Below are 17,941 nucleotides of genomic sequence, written 5' to 3'. Positions count from 1 at the left end.
GTCATGAAAGAAAAAACCTCTTCCAGATGTGTATTCATCCGATGATCTATAGCTGTCGCTACAAACTTCCCCTCTACCGTCAATCTCAGAATGTATACTCTCCGATCTTCAGGATGAGGTGTTTTTAAGACCAGGTTTTTCTTAATCAACGTCTGTATTTGACGACTAAAGGTTGTAATATCCATGGCTAGCGTTTCGGCAATTTGTTGCATGGATGGCTCATGTTGATGGTCAATTTCATATAGGATATGACTTTGGATTAAAGATATTTCCTGCTCTCCAACCGTGCAACAATTTTTATCCAGCAAGCCGAAGCGACGTACCATGATCTGTAATAACTCTCTTGGGTTTTCGTTATCCGGCAAGATGATCACCTCTTGCTACCTAATATAATCATAATATTTGTATATTGCAACTATTTTAAATTATTCTGCTTTTCTAAATTGTTTTGGATATGCTTAACGACATACTCAGCATCAGGCCCCACACCCCGAAGAGTTGCTGATGCAAAGGAGAAGCTGTCCAGATAAACCTACTCTTTTCAAATGGGATTAAAGTCCAGTGGAAGTACTTCCGAGCGTTGATCTGTTCTCTTGCTCATAATCCAGACTTTAGCCTGTTGGTCGCTCAAAAAAGACCCACTATCCACACTTAGATATTTTTCTAATCGGAAATGGGTACAAGTTCTTGTCCTTGGCTAGGGACAAAAACTTGTACCGATTAAATAAAAAAGCCGCTAAATAGCGACTTCAATGGGACCATGTTCTTGTCCCTCGACATTTTTTTCATGTTAATAATGTCAGAACCCCCATTAATTAAATGTTTACATAGATCATATCATCAACTCTTCGTCTATCGGATATTCCCATAGTCCCAGTTTTCCCTTCACTGGAATATAGGGCTTCAGCAGACGGAAACCCGCTATTTCCCACGCAAAATAACCTGGACTGTAATCGCCTAACAGGAAGTCCTCACCCGACACAACCTTCCCGCAATCCAGAATGGCTGACGTATGATTAGCGTCGATGACTTGATAACAATTTGAAAGCTCGCAAGTTGCAAGGATAACCCCCGTAGGGAGGTTTTGTTCCGTATAGCCATTCTTGGTGAGTAAAGAACGTATGGGTTCATATTTGCAGGCCTGCTTATCGACTTTCTGGCTTGCATGAATGGCCAACGGACCGCGATACCGGGTCTTCCAGGATCTTGTTTCATAGAGAGTCTCGCCTTGGACAAGCAGAGTCGCCCATGGTTGAATCATAGATAATACTTTCATTCCTCTAAGCTCCATTTCTGTTCATAATGAATTACTATTCCCCAAACATTCTCGAGACTTTCCATACCCGCATGATGCGACTCTAGTGTAATTCTTGCTTTGACCACCGAATTCCATCCTCACAGGCCACCCTGTTCTTCAGAGCACAACGGATCAACCAAGGGTTGTTAACCAGTTGCTCAATCAGCAGATAATAGTCAGATGCCATGAGTTGGATCGCCTCGTACCATCTCCTTGTCTCTACCGCCTTAGACCCATGTGTAATACTGCCATCCTGAAGCTTATTACCGTACTTACCAAGGTTTTAATTTTATAATTTAGATATACATCTATTCGGTAATAGGAACATGTTCTTGTCAATTCCGGCAATCGGTACAAGTTCTTGTCCTTGGCTCGGGACACGAACTTGTACCGATAAAATAAAAAAAGCCGCTTAAATAGCGACTTCAATGGGAATATGTTCTTGTCCCTCGACATCCGGCATCCCCGTCGAGGAATAAAATTAGCGAGGGACGCTATTCTGCCCGTTAGTTAAACAAAGGCAGCCGATCGCGTTGGTCGGCTGCTCCTTGGTTTATAAAGCTATCGTTTCCCGTTAGCTTAACCATAATTCTGACAAACGGTTTATATTTTATTCAAAAATATCTGTTACTGCACCCCTCGATGCAGAGGAAACTAGTCTTGCATATTTGGCTAATACGCCCGAACTTACTTTGAGAGGAGGTTGTACCCATGCTTGCGCCCGACCAGCCAACTCCTCTTCTGTCACTTGAAACATTATCTCCTGTTTTTCGCTGTCAATGGTGATTATATCCCCATTCCTCAGCAGTGAGATCGGTCCACCTACCTGTGCTTCGGGTGACACATGGCCGACTACGAATCCATGCGAGCCACCCGAGAACCTACCATCCGTTATAAGGGCAACTTCCCCGCCAAGACCCTTACCTACAATTAATGCGGTAACGGATAGCATCTCCGGCATACCCGGTCCGCCCTTTGGGCCGCAATAGCGTATGACCAATACATCTCCTTGTTGAATTTCATTTTTCATAATAGCTTTTGTCGCGTCCTCTTCGCTGTCATACACCTTTGCCGGACCGGAAAACTGCTGCTTCTTCATACCTGACATTTTGGCAACGGCGCCTTCAGGAGCGAGGTTACCTCTAAGCACAACCAATGGTCCATTCGGCTTTAGTGGCTTATCCAATGGGCGAATAATCTCTTGGCCATTTTGAAGCGGAGTTGCTTTGGCTAGGTTCTCTGCCAAGGTTTTTCCGGTGACTGTAAGACAATCACCATGAAGAAGTCCCTCAGCGAGCAATAACTTCATAACCCCCGGAATGCCGCCAATTTCATTCAAATCCTGCATGACATATTGGCCGCTTGGCTTAAGATCTGCCAAATGAGGAACACGCAAGCGGATTCGCTCAAAATCGTCTAATGTTAAATCAACTTCTACCGAATGGGCAATGGCCAGCAAATGAAGAAACGCGTTTGTTGAACCACCCAAAGCCATTACAACCGTAATCGCATTCTCAAAAGCCTTCTTCGTCATAATGTCTCTTGGGTAGATTTCCTGTTCAAGTAGTGAAATGACCTGTTTACCTGCTGCTGCACATTCAGCTGCTTTATCAGTTGAAATGGCTGGCGTAGAAGAGGAACCGGGTAAGCACATGCCCATTGCTTCTGCCGCTGCGGCCATAGTATTGGCGGTATACATACCACCACAAGACCCCGGACCCGGGCAGACGCTGCATTCTACTTTATGAAGTTGTTCATCCGTCATTTTTCCATCATGATATTGGCCGACTGCTTCGAAAGCCGAAACGATATCAACATTTTTGCCGTCGAGATTGCCAGGTTGAATCGTTCCGCCATATACGTAAACGGAAGGAATATTCAACCGTCCGATAGCCATCAAACATGCAGGGGTATTCTTATCACACCCACCTATCGCTACAATACCATCAAAACGCTCGGCCCCAGCTACAATTTCAATAGAATCAGCAATGGCTTCCCTGCTTGGCAGCGAGAACAACATGCCTCCATGACCCATCGAAATGCCGTCTGAAACTGTAATCGTATTAAAAATTAGTGGAGCGCCGCCATGGTTACGTACCCCTTGCTTGGCTTGAATAGCTAGTTCATTTATGTGCATATTGCACGGGGTTACCTCACTCCAAGTACTTGCTACGCCAATCATTGGCTTTTTGAAATCATCATCAGTAAAACCAACTGCACGCAGCATCGCCCTGTTCGGTACCCGGTTTGCGCCTTCACTGATTACCTTGCTTCGAATACGGAGATCTTTTCCATTCGCCATTTTCCCTTGCCCCTCTCAGTTTAAAGTATTCCTTGCAGCTCCTGCATCGGACGGATGAAATTTTGTTTCATCAATGCCTGAGCACAATCACTATCCTTCCTCTCGAAAGCTTTAATAATCGAAGCATGCTCATCGACAGAAGCTTGTGTAGCAGTAATAGGCTGCTTTAAGAACACGTATTTAAATCGCCGAATGTGAATCTGAAGCGATGCGCTGAATGAAGTCACATAAGGATTATCTGAATACTCCACGATAAGGTTATGAAATTGTTCATCCGTCTCCATTGCCTGGTAAGCTTGACCACTCTTAATGGCACTTGCAAATTCTAGATTAATTAATCTCAGTTGCTCAATCTGCTCTGGAACAATAATCTTTGCGGTAACCTCAGCTGCTAATGCTTGAAGAGCAGCCATAGTTGAATACATTTTAAAAATATCGTCTTTCTCGATTTCCGTTACTTTTGTTTCTTTTCCAGGATGCGTGGAAACGAGACCTTGTACTTCGAGTAACTGAAATGCTTCCCGAATAGGTGTCCGGCTAACTCCCAGCGAATCCGCCAATTCAGCGTCGATAAGCTTTTCACCTGGCTGCAGCGTACCATCGATAATCCATCTTTGAATCTGGGAGAAGGTTCTTTCTTTTGCGGACATTCGCGCAGGCGAGGCAAAATTTTTAGGTATTGGCATTGTTATCATCCTTACTTTTTTCGTTTTCCTATATGCAATATATCGCATACATATATTGAATGCAACGGATTATATCAAAATTAAATTTTTTCTCAAAAAATATATCTCTTCTGCCCGTTAGCTTAATGAATTAACGGGTAAGATCAATTAGATACATGTATAACCGGTATTATCTTGCTCAATAAGGTAATCGGTACAAGTTCTTGTCCCTCGGCAATTTCCCCTTTTCATTCTCAATTTATCCTGCTTGCCTTTATACAACAAAAAAACCGTTGATCTTTTCAGATTAACGGATTCAAGAATTAAATTTTTTACATATGTCTCGACTGTTTTTTTGGAGCATCTTATGCTTATTACATGGGATTGTTCATGATAAGCATCGCAACTTTTTGTGGTGTGTAAGATAATCGGTAATCGGACTATGTTTTTGTCCATCGGCAATCGGTACAAGTTCTTGTCCTTGGCTCGGGACAAGAACTTGTACCGATAAAACAAAAAAGCCGTTAATCATCATATCACAGATTAACGGCTCTATTGCTCCTTATTCGCCAGCACATCCACAAGTTTAACCGCATGAGTATGACCATTCTCTTTCGGTGAGAAAGGTTCCTACAGCTTAAGCTTATCGGTACATGATTTCCCCATAGGTTCCAACAAAGATAAATTTCCCGTACATCTTAATACCGTCCTTCATCATCTCGGTACCGAATACCTGCACCCCAGGATGTTTTTCCGGCATTGCGACCTTCTTCCACTGGATGCCATCCTTAGATACAAAATACTGATCAGAAGAAACATATTCCCCGCCGGTTTCGCTATAGGTGTGATTCATGGCGAAGAAGGATCCGTCGAATGAGGTCAGAAAATTAAAACCAGAAGTATGATCTATTAAGTTTGTAGTTTTCTTCATCCAATTCAGGCCATCTTTCGATACCCACACCTTTCCAGCTACATAAGGGTCAATTGCCACATAAGCGGTACCTGACCAAGCCAGATAAGACTCATTCAAATCCAGGATCTTCACCAGGTTCCAATGAACGCCATCCGTTGTCTGCATAAGCTTCGTCGTACCAATTCCGGTATTAAAGTTATGAACACGGAAGGACGCTAGCAGTTTTTTTCCATCCCATACCATTGAAGTCAGCCAATCTTTGCTTACACTGGCGATACGCGTCCAATTCACTCCATCTTTGGATGTATACGTTCCGTAGACCTGATCAGAAGCTACAAAGAACGACCCAGCCCAAATAATGTTCGTTAAATCCCCAAGCTGATCTTTGAAAGATACTTTGGCCTGTTTCCAGCTTGAACCATCCGTGGAATAATAGACCCCGCCGTTGCCGACGGCTACGAATTTATTTGCACCCCAAGCTACATCAAACAGGCTGGCTCTACCAAACTTCTCTCTATAAGAAAAAGGATTGCTGGTTCTCCAGGTTTTCCCGTCATCCGTATAAACGACACTTCCGTACTTGCCTACAGCTACTGTTCTCTTTCCATTTGTGGCAAGGGCATTAAAATCACCGCTTGTCGCCGTTCCGATCAATCGGTAACTCCAGGTTGAACCGTCTTTTGTATATATCGAGTAAGTTCCATCCGGGGAATTCTGCTTATCATTAGAACCGATACCGGCAAATCCGTCCTTAACCGGATACATGGTATAAATATTCGTTTGAAGATAAGACAGGTTTATCTTCTTCCAAGTAACCCCGTCTTTCGATGAATAGGCGATATTGGAGTTCGCCCCCCCATCCAAGTTCGATGAACCGGTCACAATGTAAGTGTTATTGCCGTATAGGACCGTCTTGAGTTGAACGCCGTTGGGCGATTTACTCTGCTTCTTCCAGTTTACTCCGTCTGTAGAGGTGTATATCCCGTTGCCAACTCCGATATACTGCTTGCCGGACCAGATAAAATCTCGAATCGCCGCGGAAGCATTATAGGTTTTGGCGGACCATGTAACACCATCCTTGGAAACAAGCACATATTTGTTATCATAGCTGCTTACAAAGAAAGTATTATTGACCGCGTGCAGCCCGTTCGATCCCCTTTGACTTTTTAAGGTGTACGAAGTGGCCCAGTTGGTGCCATCTTTAGAAGTAAAGACATGCTTGGTGCCTAAAGCAACAAAACCGTTCCCCCCCCACTTCAATTGTTCTATTGTTTCACCCGGGGCAAAGTCAACCTTAGTCCAAGAAAGACCGTCCTGAGAGATAAATGCTTCGGATGGCTGTTTGTAAATGTCCATATCATACGTTGTATTTGTACCAAACATGACATACCTTTTTCCATCCCATGCGATTGCGGTCAGATGGTAATTACCGAACTTGGATAATGCTCTCCAGCTTACTCCGTCTTTAGACTTTATTACGGTTCCGTAAGGGCCTACTGCTAAGTACTCATTATTTTTGCCCTGGGTTAATGCATAAGGGGCATTGGAGCTGAAAGTAAAGTCTTCTGTCCATCCGTCGCCGATTGAATGTGGGGATTCTTGAAGTGTGATGGAGTCAATCTCCTTGTATTCCTCAAGCGCCATAGCCTTAGTATTAAACCCCAGCACCGACAACACCAATGTCAGACAAAGAATCCCTGCAATTAATCTACTTCTTCTCATATTACCCTCCTGATGTTAGATTCCTGCTGTTTCAAGCTAATTACTTCAACCTTTTCTTAAAGCTCTATATTAAGGAAGAGTAATTTTATGTTTTGAAAATATCCCCACGGCTTCTTTCCAGGTCATTTGAATGTTGCCATTACTGAACGGCAGCTTAACGTCGTAAATAGTCTTATTACCGAGTTGCTCTTCCCGGTCGTTTTCTTGGAAATAGGTCATATCACCTTTAAAGCTTAAAGTTCCTGTTGCCACACCGTTAAGGATTTTACCGTTAAACTGGAATTCTTTTGACTTATAAACAAGGCTATCTTTATAACTCCATCTCAAGGTAGCGTACACGGTTGTGTCGATGCTTGGAAGCTTATATTCCCTAACCCAAACTCTTCTGTAGACTCTGCCGTTCCCCTCAAATTCCCCTTCACCACCCGGCGACTTGTTTCCTCCATCCATATCTTCGCTGTCTGACAACACATACTGTTTATAGCTGTAAAAAATGAGTTCTCTGTTGTCCTCTTGTCCATTCGTTACAACCAGCACGTTTGCAAACTTTTTAGACGCTTGGTTTACTGCAAACCAAAGTTCATCTATAGATTCTGAGGGCATCATAAAAACCCCGTTGATTTTCTCCATCGGCTTTAGTCCATCGAAGGGGATTTCTTCTTCGGCAAAACTCGAGCTAGCCGGATTATAATGCGTAAAGCCCTCTTGATCTCCAGCTCTAAATGTGTTCGTTTCCTCCATATTTATTGTAGTTACGGTGCCATCACTATTTTCCTTGTAGATGATTCCAAATGCTGAGCAGATCTCCTGAATCGGATAATAGTAAATGTTGTTCATCTTAACTGGTTGTGTTTCGAAATGAATGGGCTTGTTATCAAGCTTAATAACCGGTGCATCATTAGATGCGTTATGACTAACCTTATAAGTAAGGTTAGATAAAGGGATGTCTGGCAGCTCACTGGCATTGGAACTCAGTGTTGGCCTTGGAAGCAACGATTCCTCTGCCCCGAAATCAGACAGGTTCTTGATAAATTGCACGGCCTCAGCCCGTGAAAGTGTTTTCGAACCGTTAAATCCGGCAATTGTCGGATGGTCGTCCGTCCCTTTAGCGAGGCCCTTACTGTACATATAACGAATGGAATCGTCCCCATCATAGTGCACACCTTGCGTCGAAGCGATCAGCTCCGCAACGCGAAGACGGCTGATCGGGCTGTTATGCTCTTCCGTGTCCGACAGATCGACAGGATAATTCAAGGACAAAGCGAGCTCATAGTAGGGTTCTGACCAACTTATAATACCTTTCCGGACATCCGGCCTAAAGTTACGAATGAGCATGGAAAGTAACTCAGCCTCTGTCACCGCGTTATTAGGTTTAAATGTGCCGTCGTCATAACCGCTGACGATATTTTTGCTAACCGCCCAGGCAACACTGTCAGCTGACCAGTGGGACTTCAAGTCCTTAAATGGGGCTTGCTGCTGCTGCTGATTGTCTGCAAGGGCGCCCTGTACGGGGAAACTGACCATTGCCAAAGTTACAGCCGTTTGAAGCAATAGATGCTTAATCGATCTCCTCATGTGTTCTTTCCTCTCTTCGTCCCTCTTAATGCGATAGACAAAAAAACTTCCTTAAAGTAAGGAAGTTTGGGGTTGAATGCACTAAAAATAAGCATTTAGTCTGAATGAATGCAGACTGGCAATCGTTATTTCCCGGTTGAAATCGACGACCCATGCCTTTGCGTCCCGGCTTTTCAACCGGTTTGCCCCAAAATCTCTCGTATATATGTAAGTTTTGTGAACAGTATAGCACGAAAGGTGAATATAAAAAAACCTAATCAGAAAAATTACAGTAGATGATTGATTATATCAATTCCTTTACTAAGAAAAATATAGCTCTCTGGAGCTTATACTACAACAGATTAAGTAAGAGGCATCATAATGATCCACTGAAGTTATCAGGATATTCAAAGAAAGCAATCAAATGCTGATAATCATGTTCCAAATCGGGCTTCCTCTGCTGCAGTCGTAAGAATTGATTTTAATTGAATTATCAATTTGATCATATCTTCAATAATAAACACTGTTATCATCTTCATTAAGTTAAGGAACATAAGGAGTTGCCTCTACACTTTTATTGTAATTACTGGACTACCCGCAGAAATATTTTGTGCCGCGACCCCACTTACTGATACATAATTGTCAGAGTTCGTGATGATCAACGGAGTAATCAATTCAAAACCTCTTTCTTTGATTTTGGCCAAGTCCACTTCCATCAGGATATCACCAACCTTCACCGAATCGCCTTCCTGTACTTTGAGAGAGAACCCCTCTCCTTTCATCTTGACCATATCCAGACCAACATGAATCAGTATCTCCACTGGAGAACGCTTCATCTGCAACACATGCAAGATCAAGGACCTCTCCGGATACAGGGCTATACACAGTCATCCCTGCTTTCGAAACGGATGGATTTGAGTTTTTACCAAAGTTCTTCAATACCGGAAAGAGCTGCGGAATCCTTTGTACCTTGTGTTGTTAACTCCTCGGATTTCATACGGGTTTGGTATCCCCACATATAGGTCAGGACAAAACCGACCACGAGACCCGCGACCATTCGCAACACATAACCGTAAAACCCCGAATCCATGTTGATGAGACTGAAGTTAATCCTGAGCAGAATTTATTTGAACAGGCGCTCTCGCTTATCCCCAATGTGATGTTCTTTGCTTGGGTCCTAAATATTATCAGAGATTCTTCCCCCAGTAAGGTGTATAAAAAAAATGGTATCGAGGGAAAATAAGTGAAAATTGATTACCGAGGTTACTATAATGCAATTTAAATGGCTTAAGAAGAAATTGAAAAACTGGGAGATCATCCTTCCAAACTCCGACACACCTGTAACAACTCAGCAGAGAACGGAGCCGCGTACAGTCGATCTTGATCTAAGATTAGACTGGCTCAGCGAGCATCTCTCGAATTCTTCAGATCTTGCCATTCATACCTTTGTCGCCGGAGCGGGGTTGAAATGTGCCCTACTATATATCAAAGGAATGATCGATCTAAAAGCCATCGAACAGCACGTACTGAATACGGTGGGAGAGTTCGACCCATCCTGGACAGCTGAGGATATCAGCATGCATATCTTTGTGTACAAGCGGCTCCCAATCGCTCATCAAAGTGTTCACTTCAGTATGCAGGAAGCCTACCTAAGCTTGTTGGAGGGAGGAGCATTACTGCTTATGGACGGAGAGTCCCGCATGCTTGCGCTCTCCGTGACTGCCTTTGAAAAGAGATCTATTCAGGAAGCTCCTAACGAAGCAGTAATTCGAGGGCCACGTGAAGCTTTTATAGAAAGTATGGATACCAATCTAACCATGATCCGCCGAAGGCTCAAAACCCCATCGTTCAAGATGGATCTGATGCATATTGGCACGGAGACTCAGACCTCCGTAGCCATCGTGTATCTACAGGGGAAGTGCAAGCAGGATTTAGTTGACGAAGTGAAAAAGAGGCTATCTGCAATCGAGATTGACTCCGTTCTCGGCTCCAGCTACCTGGAGGAATTTATAGAAGATTATCCTTTCTCCCCCTTTCCCCAATTGCAGTCTACTGAGCGGCCGGATGTGGTCAGTGCCGCGCTGTTGGAAGGAAGAGTAGCAATCATTGTGGACGGTACGCCTATTGCTCTTATTGCACCAGTCACTATCTTCATGATGCTGCAGTCAGCAGAAGATTATTACCAGCGGTTTGTTGCAGCGAACTGGATTAGGGCTATTCGACTGCTCTTTCTGTTCATTTCGCTGTTAATGCCATCTGTATACGTAGCTATAACGACATTTCACCCGGTTATAATACCAGAAAGGCTGTTAATTACGGTAGCTTCTTCAAGGGAAATTGTACCCTTTCCCGCACTGATCGAAGCCTTTCTAATGGAGCTGTCTTTCGAAGCTCTGCGAGAAGCAACGGTACGAATTCCTAAATCAATCGGTCAGTCCGTGTCCATTATTGGAGCCTTGATCATCGGCAATGCTGCTGTTGAAGCGGGTATTGTTTCAGCTGCAATGGTGATTATTGTGGCATTAACCGGTATCGCTTCTTTTATCATTCCCCATTTTGACTTGGGGCTTGCCTTCCGACTCCTCCGGTTTCCGATCATGATTCTGGCTGGCACATTTGGATTGATTGGCATCGCCTGCGGAATGATTCTAATCTATATTCATTTGCTCGAACTTCGCTCTTTTGACCTGCCCTATTTATCCCCAATAGCACCACTTCATACGAATGATCTTAAGGATACAATTGTAAGAGCCCCATGGTGGGGGATGAAGAATAGACCTTCTTTCTTCGACGGGAAAGGTCGAAGTAAGCGTTTGAAGACCCGAAATTGGGGGCATGCAAGAGAAGAGGAGGAGTGAAAATAGATATGTATATGTTAAAGCTCCTGAAACTTTTTTTGGCATGTATCCCTGTATTTATTTTATGCGGTTGTTGGTCCAAGATTGAAATAAATGACAGAGCATTCGCCAGGGTTATGTTGCTTGATAGAACCAACGAGGGTATAGAAATGACATTGGGATTTCCGTTGCCGAACAGACTGTCAAGCACTTCTAAAGCCGGGGGCGGAGGGTCTTCGTCTAAACCGTTTACTTTTGTAACAAAAACAGGGAGAGATGTTGGAGAAGCTTTTCAGAAAATACAAGCCGATTTGTCCCGCAGAGTTACCTTCGGTCAACTGAGACATATTGTAATGGGCAAGGAATTTGCCCAGTCGGGGATAAAGCCTGTAGTCGATTTCGCTGCACGTGAATTCGCGATCCATATTAATGCTTACCTGTTCATTAGCGAGGATAAAGCGAAAAGTATAACCTCCATTCCTGTTACGTTCGAAGAATTCCCGACAGACATTCTCACGCAATTTGCCAAGGAGCGTCAGACAATAATGGTCACAGTGAAGGATATGCTGATGTCTGCCTTTAATCGCGGTGATCTTGTTATTCCCATGCTTGTTTTTGGTAGAAAAGGCGTTGAATCTGAAGAAAATAAAGAGAACTGGATGGGTACGGATGGGGCGGGAGTTATCAGGAACGGTAAAATGATAGGCAAATTAACTGACGAGGAAACTCAAGGCGCTCTATGGGTTCTCAAGCAGTTAAACTATTCTTTGTATGATGTTAATTCTCCTACGGATAACAAGCCGGTCAACTTTTTAATCCGGAATGCTAGGACTCACTTAAAGGCACAAGTTCATGGTGACGACATTTCAATTCAAATTGAATGTAAAGCAATGGCGGGCATTCTGGGAACAGAATCAGCTATAGATGTCACTGAACCGACTGAGCTTCGAAAGCTTGAACTGCTGCTAAATGAGAAAATCAAAGACCGCATCCGCCGAGCTGTGGCCGTATCTAAGAAATTGAAATCAGATGTGTTTCAGTTCGCAGATTATATTAAATGGAGATATCCGGGAAGGTGGAAGGACCTTAGGCCCGAGTGGGGAGAGCGTTACGCTGACCAGGTGAGAGTAGATCCTAAGGTTAATATTTCTGTTAAATGGTTCGGTACGTCACAGAGACCTCAGTGGAACAGAATCCTGCCGGATGCGGAGGAAGACAAATGATTCTGATAGCCATTATTTATGGTGCAGTAGGTATTTTAGAATGGAGATATCTAAGGAAAAATAAACGTTCTATGCGCGGTGTCATAATTCTGTCGTGTTTATGGCTAGTCATGTTCATCGGGATGGAAGTTACTTATGCCTTAAAGGATCGGTGGTCCCTTGGGCTGATTATCTCGTTTATTTTTGAGCCCCTACAGAGGTTCTTATTCATCGGAGATTGAAGGAGGCCCCATGGGAAAAATAACATCGCTTCAGGTGTACATGTTCTTTACTCAATTCCTTTTCTCAAGTACGATCGGGTTCTTTATCGGTCCCTTGGTTAAAAATGCCGGATATTTGTCTTGGGTGTCGGTATTACTCGGAAGTCTAATCGGGCTTCTCATAGCTTATCTAACTTATAGGTTATGTCTTCGCAGACCTACACATTTTCTAGGACAGTATGGTAAGGACATCTTGGGCAGATGGATCCATTATCCGCTGTTTCTGATCGTCATCTTTGTCAATCTGTTCTCAGCTGCATTTATCATGCGCCAGTTTATTGATTTTGTCGTACAAATATACTTACCTGGGACACCTGACTGGCCTGTAGCAATTTTATTCGGTTTTTGTGTAGCCCGAGGGGTTCGTTCAGGCCCAGTTACGTTATTTCAAAGCGCTCAAGGCGTGTTCTTCTTAAGCATAATCTCAGTCCTGGCATTCCCCCTATTCGCCTCGAAAGAGATAAATATAGACATGGCCGTTGCATTGGTTACAGCTGGGCAGCCAGCTGGAATATGGAATGGTACAATGATCGTCGTGGCCCTATTCAGCGAAATGGCTTTTATCGTGTATCTATTTCCGTATTTTGTTGGTACTGACAAGTTAATGAAATCACTAATAGGTGCTATGGCTACAGCTGTTGTGGTTATACTTGCTGTCCTTCTAGTATGCTTATTGTTATTTGGTTCAGAACTAACAGCAAATCTAACCTATCCGACATTAGAATTGATTCGTTATATTCATGCGGGGGTTTTCCTGGAAAATTTGGATCCGCTGCTGATTGTCTTTTGGCTGTTTAGTATATTTCTGAAGATATCTCTCTTCCTGCTTATATCCGTAAAGGGATTTGCTCACTTAGTTGGAATGAATGATCATAAACCGTTTTCTTACATTATGTCTGTTGCCATGGTGGTCATGTCGATTAATATGTTCAAATCTACAGCCCACTTGGAGGATATCACCAATCGGAGTGAGACGGCATTTCTTCTTTTTACAGGAGTGACCCCAGTCTTATATTATCTGGTGGACCGGATTCGTTTTGGTAAGCTGAAGAAGAACACTAATCAGCCAGAGACCGACAGTTAAAGAATACCTGTTTAGAAGTACTTCGAAATTGTAATTACAAAAAGCCTGAAAATTGGTCATACCCCTGCCAAGAAGATAGGACTAAAAGATGTTTAAGCAGACCGCTTCTCGGTATTCAGCCGGGGAACGGTTGTTTATTTTTTCTAAAATATACTTTGGTTTGTTAATACGAAAAGCCGCTAAAATAGCAACTTTGAATGGAACAATGTTCTTGTCCCGCGACACTTCTGAATTTACGTTGTAGAAATTAATTAGAAAATTAGTTAAGAATGTTCCTTCTTTTCAGGATTGAGTGCAGCAAAAAGAAGCTTAGTATCCAGTTTGGTATTGCTAATGTTATTGAGACCATTGCGAAGTAGTTCATATAGACCTTTTTTGATGAAGCATTTTCGCATTTAATATATTTTATTGCTATGTTTGGGTAACTGTTATCTCTCATTTGTTCAATTTCGTTCCATTGAGGTACACTTGCTTCTACGACAGCTTCATTACCCGATTTTCGTAATTCGGGATCTGTTGCATGATAAATTCTAACGTTAACTTAAGACCCTAAGGCAGTTTACTCGTAGAACTTCTAGGAGTGACAAAAAAACCGAGAAACCTTATTAATCAAGGACTCTCGGCTTTTCTGATAACAATAGGACTGCAGCGAGTTAGTGAATGACTCTGTACATCATCACCGCTGCTTCCGCCCGGGACGATGATGCTAAAAGCTTCAATTTGTCTCTATAGCCTCCCGCGCCCAACCATAATTTTGGATGTCCACAAATGTTTGAGACTTCTTAATCATTTCTACGCCGTCAAAGGTCAGGTTTTCAATTTCCGCTTCCTTTTTTAACAAATATCTATCAAAAAACGCCTTTGTATAAGAGGAAATAATGGTGCGTTGTTCCATAGCGTCCCGGGTTCCTCTGGGAGCCTCTCCCCCAGTATACAACGAGTCGGAGAAGTCACTATGAACCACATTATCAATAATGGCAAAGTACGTTTCCTTACTGTTCGATTCAAGAAGGAAAGCATTCGTATTATAGGCAAGTACGGTACCTAGCTGCATGAAAGGTTTCTTAAAGTCGCTATCCAGCGCGCCTAACATATTGCCGTCAAGATTTACAGCTCCGACAAATCGGTCATCGTCACGGCTAACGAGTGCCGCTGTCGTTCCTCCGAAAGAATGCCCAAACACACCCATACCGATTTCAAGCTGCAATCTACCTTTAAATATGGAATCAATGTCACCTGAATTCATTTCGTATAAACGATCTGCGACATAGCTAATATCCTCGCTCTGTAAAACGGCATATTTCGCAAAATTGACGGCTTCAGGCGCGGAAGTCAACTGCCGAGAAACCTCGATTGCTTGTTCTTCCCCAAGCTTCTCTGTCAGGATCGATATTTGGGGCGTGATTAAGCCGGCAAATTCCATGGTATACTTTACGATGTCGTCCAAAAATTCAGTTGTCATACCCTTTATTCGTCCATCCTTCAGTTTGGACACACCGCTCCCCGGATGCCCGATTGATACCACAATATAGCCGGCGCTTGCCAGGTCTTGAGAGAACAAGGTGCCTTGCTGCGGGTAAGCGCCTGCTCCATGAGAAAAGAATAAAACCGGATATTGTTTTTCCTTTTTAGACAAGGCCAGATCGTCGTAGGACCATGTTTTAAAATTAGGGGCAAAAAGTTGTTCTCCACCCGCTGTCCCCCCCAATTTGACCACAAGCTCATCCCTTAGCGACTGAAACTCCGAAAATGCATATTCTGCCGTTGGCTTGCCTTTACTGCTGTCGGACGGATAGAAAATTATTGCGGTCAGATCCCTTGCTAAATTGTCTGATGCTCTGTACGTAAAGTCCATCTGTGTCCGCCCGACCGTGTAATTTCCGACCGGTTTCGGAAATTGATCATTTGCAGTAATGACGTTATTCCCCTGTTCCGAAAATTGCCCTTGTGCGGAAATGAAGATTTTGGAGCCGTTGGCGGAGAGCATGGTCAGTGTGAGAACAGTTGCCAAAATCGCTGTCAGTAGTTTCCTCATAATTATTCCTCCAATATAGGTTATGGAATAGTGTTAACACTCCTCTTTTATTCCTACACTCATCATAAATGGAAGAGAAAAATAAAAAAATCGTACAAAAGGGCAGTTCCCTATTGTACGATCGGGCAATCTATGAATTTTTAGTTATAAATCTAAAATGCCAAGCTCCATCGCTACTGCGACCGCTTGCGCTCTCGACTCAACTCCTAATTTAATATATATATTAGTTAAATGTGCCTTAACTGTCCGTTCGGATATTCGCATATCGAAGCCGATCTCTTTACTTCGAGAGCCACGGGCAATCGCTTGAAGCACGGTCATTTCTTTGCCTGTAAGAGATGTCTTCCCCGAGAATGACTTCTTTGACTTTACTGGCGTATTGTTACCGAAAACTTTCTCGGTGATTTCAGGAAGAAGCAACGTCTCCCTCCTTATCGCTGCATCAATGGAGCGAAAAATCATCTCCCTTCCCGTATCCTTGAGCAAATATCCTTTGGCACCTAACGTCAGTCCTCGTATCATCATTTCATCCTCGTTATAGGTAGTCAAAATAATGACTGGTATTTCAAGTCCTTTAGCTTTGAGCACTGTCATGGTATCTAATCCGCCCATCTCTGGCATATTCAAATCCAATAAGATAATATCGGGCTTGTGAGTCTCTACCAGTCGAACCGCTTCCACACCGTCGGAAGCTTCTGCGATTACCTCGTACTTTTGATTGGTTTCAATGATCAGCTTAAGTCCCTCACGTACGACTAGGTGGTCATCCACTATTAGAATCTTAATTTTCATAAGTTGGCGTCCTCCTGTTGTAATGGAATGCGGACAAAAACGTTGGTTCCTTTTTTTCCGCTATCAATTTTTATCTTCCCGCCAATAATTCTAGCTCGTTCATATAAACCAATCAATCCATAGCCACCGGATTGTTTCTCGATCAGCTTGGTTTCGAACCCTATTCCATCATCCGTAATTCTTAGCTCGATTACGTTTTCATTTGATGCAACCACGACTTCTACATTTGTAGAATTAGCATGTTTAGCTATATTTGCCAAGCATTCTCGAATGATATGCAAGCTATGTTCTAAGATCAACTTAGGTACCACAGGATGGTGTAACGATAAACTTGTGGAAATTCGAATGCCTGTCCTATGTGAAAAATGTTCAGCCTCATCCTGCACCGCTTTAGAGATATCTATGGTTTCTACCGAATACAATCGCAAGTCGTCAATTGCGCTTCTCGCCTCCGAAAGGGTGCGTTTTGCTTGGGCTTTCGACAGCTGAACAATCTCGTGGGCACGTTGGTTATTATCGTTCTCTAAATGGGCATCCACGGCGTCAAGCTGCATGATGAGACCTGCCAACCCTTGTGCCAAGGTATCATGTAAATCACGGGCCATCCTTTGTCGTTCGTTGGCGATTGTCAGATCCTCCACTTTTCTGTGCGCTCGTTCCAATTCACGTAAAAATGACTGTGTCCGCAATTTAATATGAACTTGTTTATAGAACAAAGTAGCATAGCTGATTACAAAAAACATCATGAAGAAGAGCGATGTTAATGTTGATGACAAATCCTCAGTTGTCTCCAACCAAACCAATGAAAAAGCAAAAATAGCACTATAAAGCGTACAGACCCAGAGTACCTTGAGTCTCCGGGAATATACCCCAATACTCTGCCCAATCACGACCGTCAATAAACTGACAAAGATAACAGAATAAACCTCAGGCATGAGTAATGCACAACCCCAAACAACAAGACCTTGTACTACAAAATATATCCAGTGACTTCTATAAACGATAGATCCGGCATACCAATGCAGCAAGATGTGGATAAACATGAGAACTGTAAAAAAAATATAATCTAACAATCTAGGAATCACAGGGATCTGGGTGAACAATACAGTTAAATAAATAAAAATAACCCATATAAAAACGGGTAGACGAGATGCTCGCAGAACATTTCGGGTATCAGATCGGAGTCCTTGATACGGTTTGATTTTCGAATATTTCAAATCACTCATGCAAAAATTACCTCTTTCATTTACCTACTTA

At 43.1% G+C, this 17,941-nt stretch carries 14 protein-coding genes and 1 riboswitch; of the genes, 3 read left to right on the top strand and 11 right to left on the bottom strand.

Annotated features, from left to right (window positions below; all coding sequences use genetic code 11):
• The 8 genes from P364_RS0110525 to P364_RS37535 form a co-directional block, all read right to left on the bottom strand.
• Positions 1-326, bottom strand: a 326-nt coding sequence (locus tag P364_RS0110525) for a MarR family winged helix-turn-helix transcriptional regulator (protein WP_029880908.1), incomplete at its 3' end; no start/stop codon positions are given.
• A gap of 506 nt (positions 327-832) precedes the next feature.
• The gene (locus P364_RS0110520) at positions 833-1,276 is read right to left on the bottom strand and encodes an ASCH domain-containing protein (protein WP_024630087.1); all 444 of its coding nucleotides are present in this window, start codon (positions 1,274-1,276) and stop codon (positions 833-835) included.
• 631 nt (positions 1,277-1,907) lie between these two features.
• Positions 1,908-3,599 carry a dihydroxy-acid dehydratase gene (gene ilvD, locus P364_RS0110510; protein WP_024630086.1) on the bottom strand — a complete coding sequence of 564 codons (1,692 nt, stop codon included), beginning with the start codon at positions 3,597-3,599 and terminating at the stop codon, positions 1,908-1,910.
• A gap of 20 nt (positions 3,600-3,619) precedes the next feature.
• Positions 3,620-4,285, bottom strand: coding sequence for a GntR family transcriptional regulator (locus P364_RS0110505; RefSeq protein WP_024630085.1), 666 nt, complete (start codon positions 4,283-4,285; stop codon positions 3,620-3,622).
• A 622-nt stretch (positions 4,286-4,907) separates the two neighbouring features.
• On the bottom strand, positions 4,908-6,899 hold the full coding sequence (locus P364_RS0110500; protein WP_024630084.1) for a sialidase family protein: 1,992 nt from the start codon (positions 6,897-6,899) through the stop codon (positions 4,908-4,910).
• A 69-nt stretch (positions 6,900-6,968) separates the two neighbouring features.
• Entirely contained in the window at positions 6,969-8,474 is a 1,506-nt protein-coding gene (locus tag P364_RS36130) for an S-layer homology domain-containing protein (protein ID WP_024630083.1), read from the bottom strand.
• A 106-nt stretch (positions 8,475-8,580) separates the two neighbouring features.
• Positions 8,581-8,671, bottom strand: a riboswitch (cyclic di-GMP riboswitch).
• A 348-nt stretch (positions 8,672-9,019) separates the two neighbouring features.
• Positions 9,020-9,298: a PTS sugar transporter subunit IIA gene (locus P364_RS35235; RefSeq protein ID WP_236642240.1), complete on the bottom strand. Its 279-nt coding sequence runs from the start codon at positions 9,296-9,298 to the stop codon at positions 9,020-9,022.
• Positions 9,299-9,375: 77 nt separating this feature from the next.
• Positions 9,376-9,519, bottom strand: coding sequence for a hypothetical protein (locus P364_RS37535; RefSeq protein ID WP_161634260.1), 144 nt, complete (start codon positions 9,517-9,519; stop codon positions 9,376-9,378).
• A 205-nt stretch (positions 9,520-9,724) separates the two neighbouring features.
• On the opposite strand from P364_RS37535, the gene P364_RS0110475 reads away from it, so the two are divergent.
• The 3 genes from P364_RS0110475 (at position 9,725) to P364_RS0110460 (ending at position 13,857) form a co-directional block, all read left to right on the top strand.
• Positions 9,725-11,311 carry a spore germination protein gene (locus tag P364_RS0110475; RefSeq protein WP_024630082.1) on the top strand — a complete coding sequence of 529 codons (1,587 nt, stop codon included), beginning with the start codon at positions 9,725-9,727 and terminating at the stop codon, positions 11,309-11,311.
• Complete coding sequence (locus P364_RS0110470) at positions 11,308-12,513, top strand: Ger(x)C family spore germination protein (protein WP_152532693.1); 1,206 nt, start codon at positions 11,308-11,310, stop codon at positions 12,511-12,513. The genes P364_RS0110475 and P364_RS0110470 overlap by 4 nt, the downstream gene beginning before the upstream one ends.
• A gap of 231 nt (positions 12,514-12,744) precedes the next feature.
• Complete coding sequence (locus tag P364_RS0110460; RefSeq protein WP_024630079.1) at positions 12,745-13,857, top strand: GerAB/ArcD/ProY family transporter; 1,113 nt, start codon at positions 12,745-12,747, stop codon at positions 13,855-13,857.
• Between the two features lie 715 nt (positions 13,858-14,572).
• Here P364_RS0110460 and P364_RS0110455 read toward each other — a convergent pair.
• The 3 genes from P364_RS0110455 to P364_RS0110445 all read right to left on the bottom strand — a co-directional run bounded on the left by P364_RS0110455 (position 14,573) and on the right by P364_RS0110445 (position 17,910).
• Complete coding sequence (locus P364_RS0110455) at positions 14,573-15,892, bottom strand: alpha/beta hydrolase family protein (protein ID WP_024630078.1); 1,320 nt, start codon at positions 15,890-15,892, stop codon at positions 14,573-14,575.
• Positions 15,893-16,036: 144 nt separating this feature from the next.
• Positions 16,037-16,684 carry a response regulator gene (locus P364_RS0110450; RefSeq protein ID WP_024630077.1) on the bottom strand — a complete coding sequence of 216 codons (648 nt, stop codon included), beginning with the start codon at positions 16,682-16,684 and terminating at the stop codon, positions 16,037-16,039.
• Complete coding sequence (locus P364_RS0110445) at positions 16,681-17,910, bottom strand: sensor histidine kinase (RefSeq protein ID WP_024630076.1); 1,230 nt, start codon at positions 17,908-17,910, stop codon at positions 16,681-16,683. Before P364_RS0110445 ends, P364_RS0110450 begins: the two co-directional genes overlap by 4 nt.
• Between the last annotated feature and the right edge of the window lie 31 nt (positions 17,911-17,941).

Origin of the sequence: Paenibacillus sp. MAEPY2 (assembly GCF_000499205.1) — a bacterium.
Taxonomy (GTDB): domain Bacteria; phylum Bacillota; class Bacilli; order Paenibacillales; family Paenibacillaceae; genus Paenibacillus; species Paenibacillus vandeheii.
Note: the sequence above shows the minus strand (reverse complement) of the source record. Positions and strands in the feature narration are given on the sequence as shown.

Excerpts from the sequence above, each read along its gene's own strand:
- P364_RS0110455 (WP_024630078.1), bottom strand. The coding sequence starts at position 15,892 with ATGAGGAAACTACTGACAGCGATTTTGGCAACTGTTCTCACACTGACC.
- P364_RS0110500 (WP_024630084.1), bottom strand. The coding sequence starts at position 6,899 with ATGAGAAGAAGTAGATTAATTGCAGGGATTCTTTGTCTGACATTGGTG.
- P364_RS0110450 (WP_024630077.1), bottom strand. The coding sequence starts at position 16,684 with ATGAAAATTAAGATTCTAATAGTGGATGACCACCTAGTCGTACGTGAG.
- P364_RS36130 (WP_024630083.1), bottom strand. The coding sequence starts at position 8,474 with ATGAGGAGATCGATTAAGCATCTATTGCTTCAAACGGCTGTAACTTTG.
- ilvD (WP_024630086.1), bottom strand. The coding sequence starts at position 3,599 with ATGGCGAATGGAAAAGATCTCCGTATTCGAAGCAAGGTAATCAGTGAA.
- P364_RS0110505 (WP_024630085.1), bottom strand. The coding sequence starts at position 4,285 with ATGCCAATACCTAAAAATTTTGCCTCGCCTGCGCGAATGTCCGCAAAA.
- P364_RS0110445 (WP_024630076.1), bottom strand. The coding sequence starts at position 17,910 with ATGAGTGATTTGAAATATTCGAAAATCAAACCGTATCAAGGACTCCGA.
- P364_RS0110475 (WP_024630082.1), top strand. The coding sequence starts at position 9,725 with ATGCAATTTAAATGGCTTAAGAAGAAATTGAAAAACTGGGAGATCATC.
- P364_RS0110460 (WP_024630079.1), top strand. The coding sequence starts at position 12,745 with ATGGGAAAAATAACATCGCTTCAGGTGTACATGTTCTTTACTCAATTC.
- P364_RS0110520 (WP_024630087.1), bottom strand. The coding sequence starts at position 1,276 with ATGAAAGTATTATCTATGATTCAACCATGGGCGACTCTGCTTGTCCAA.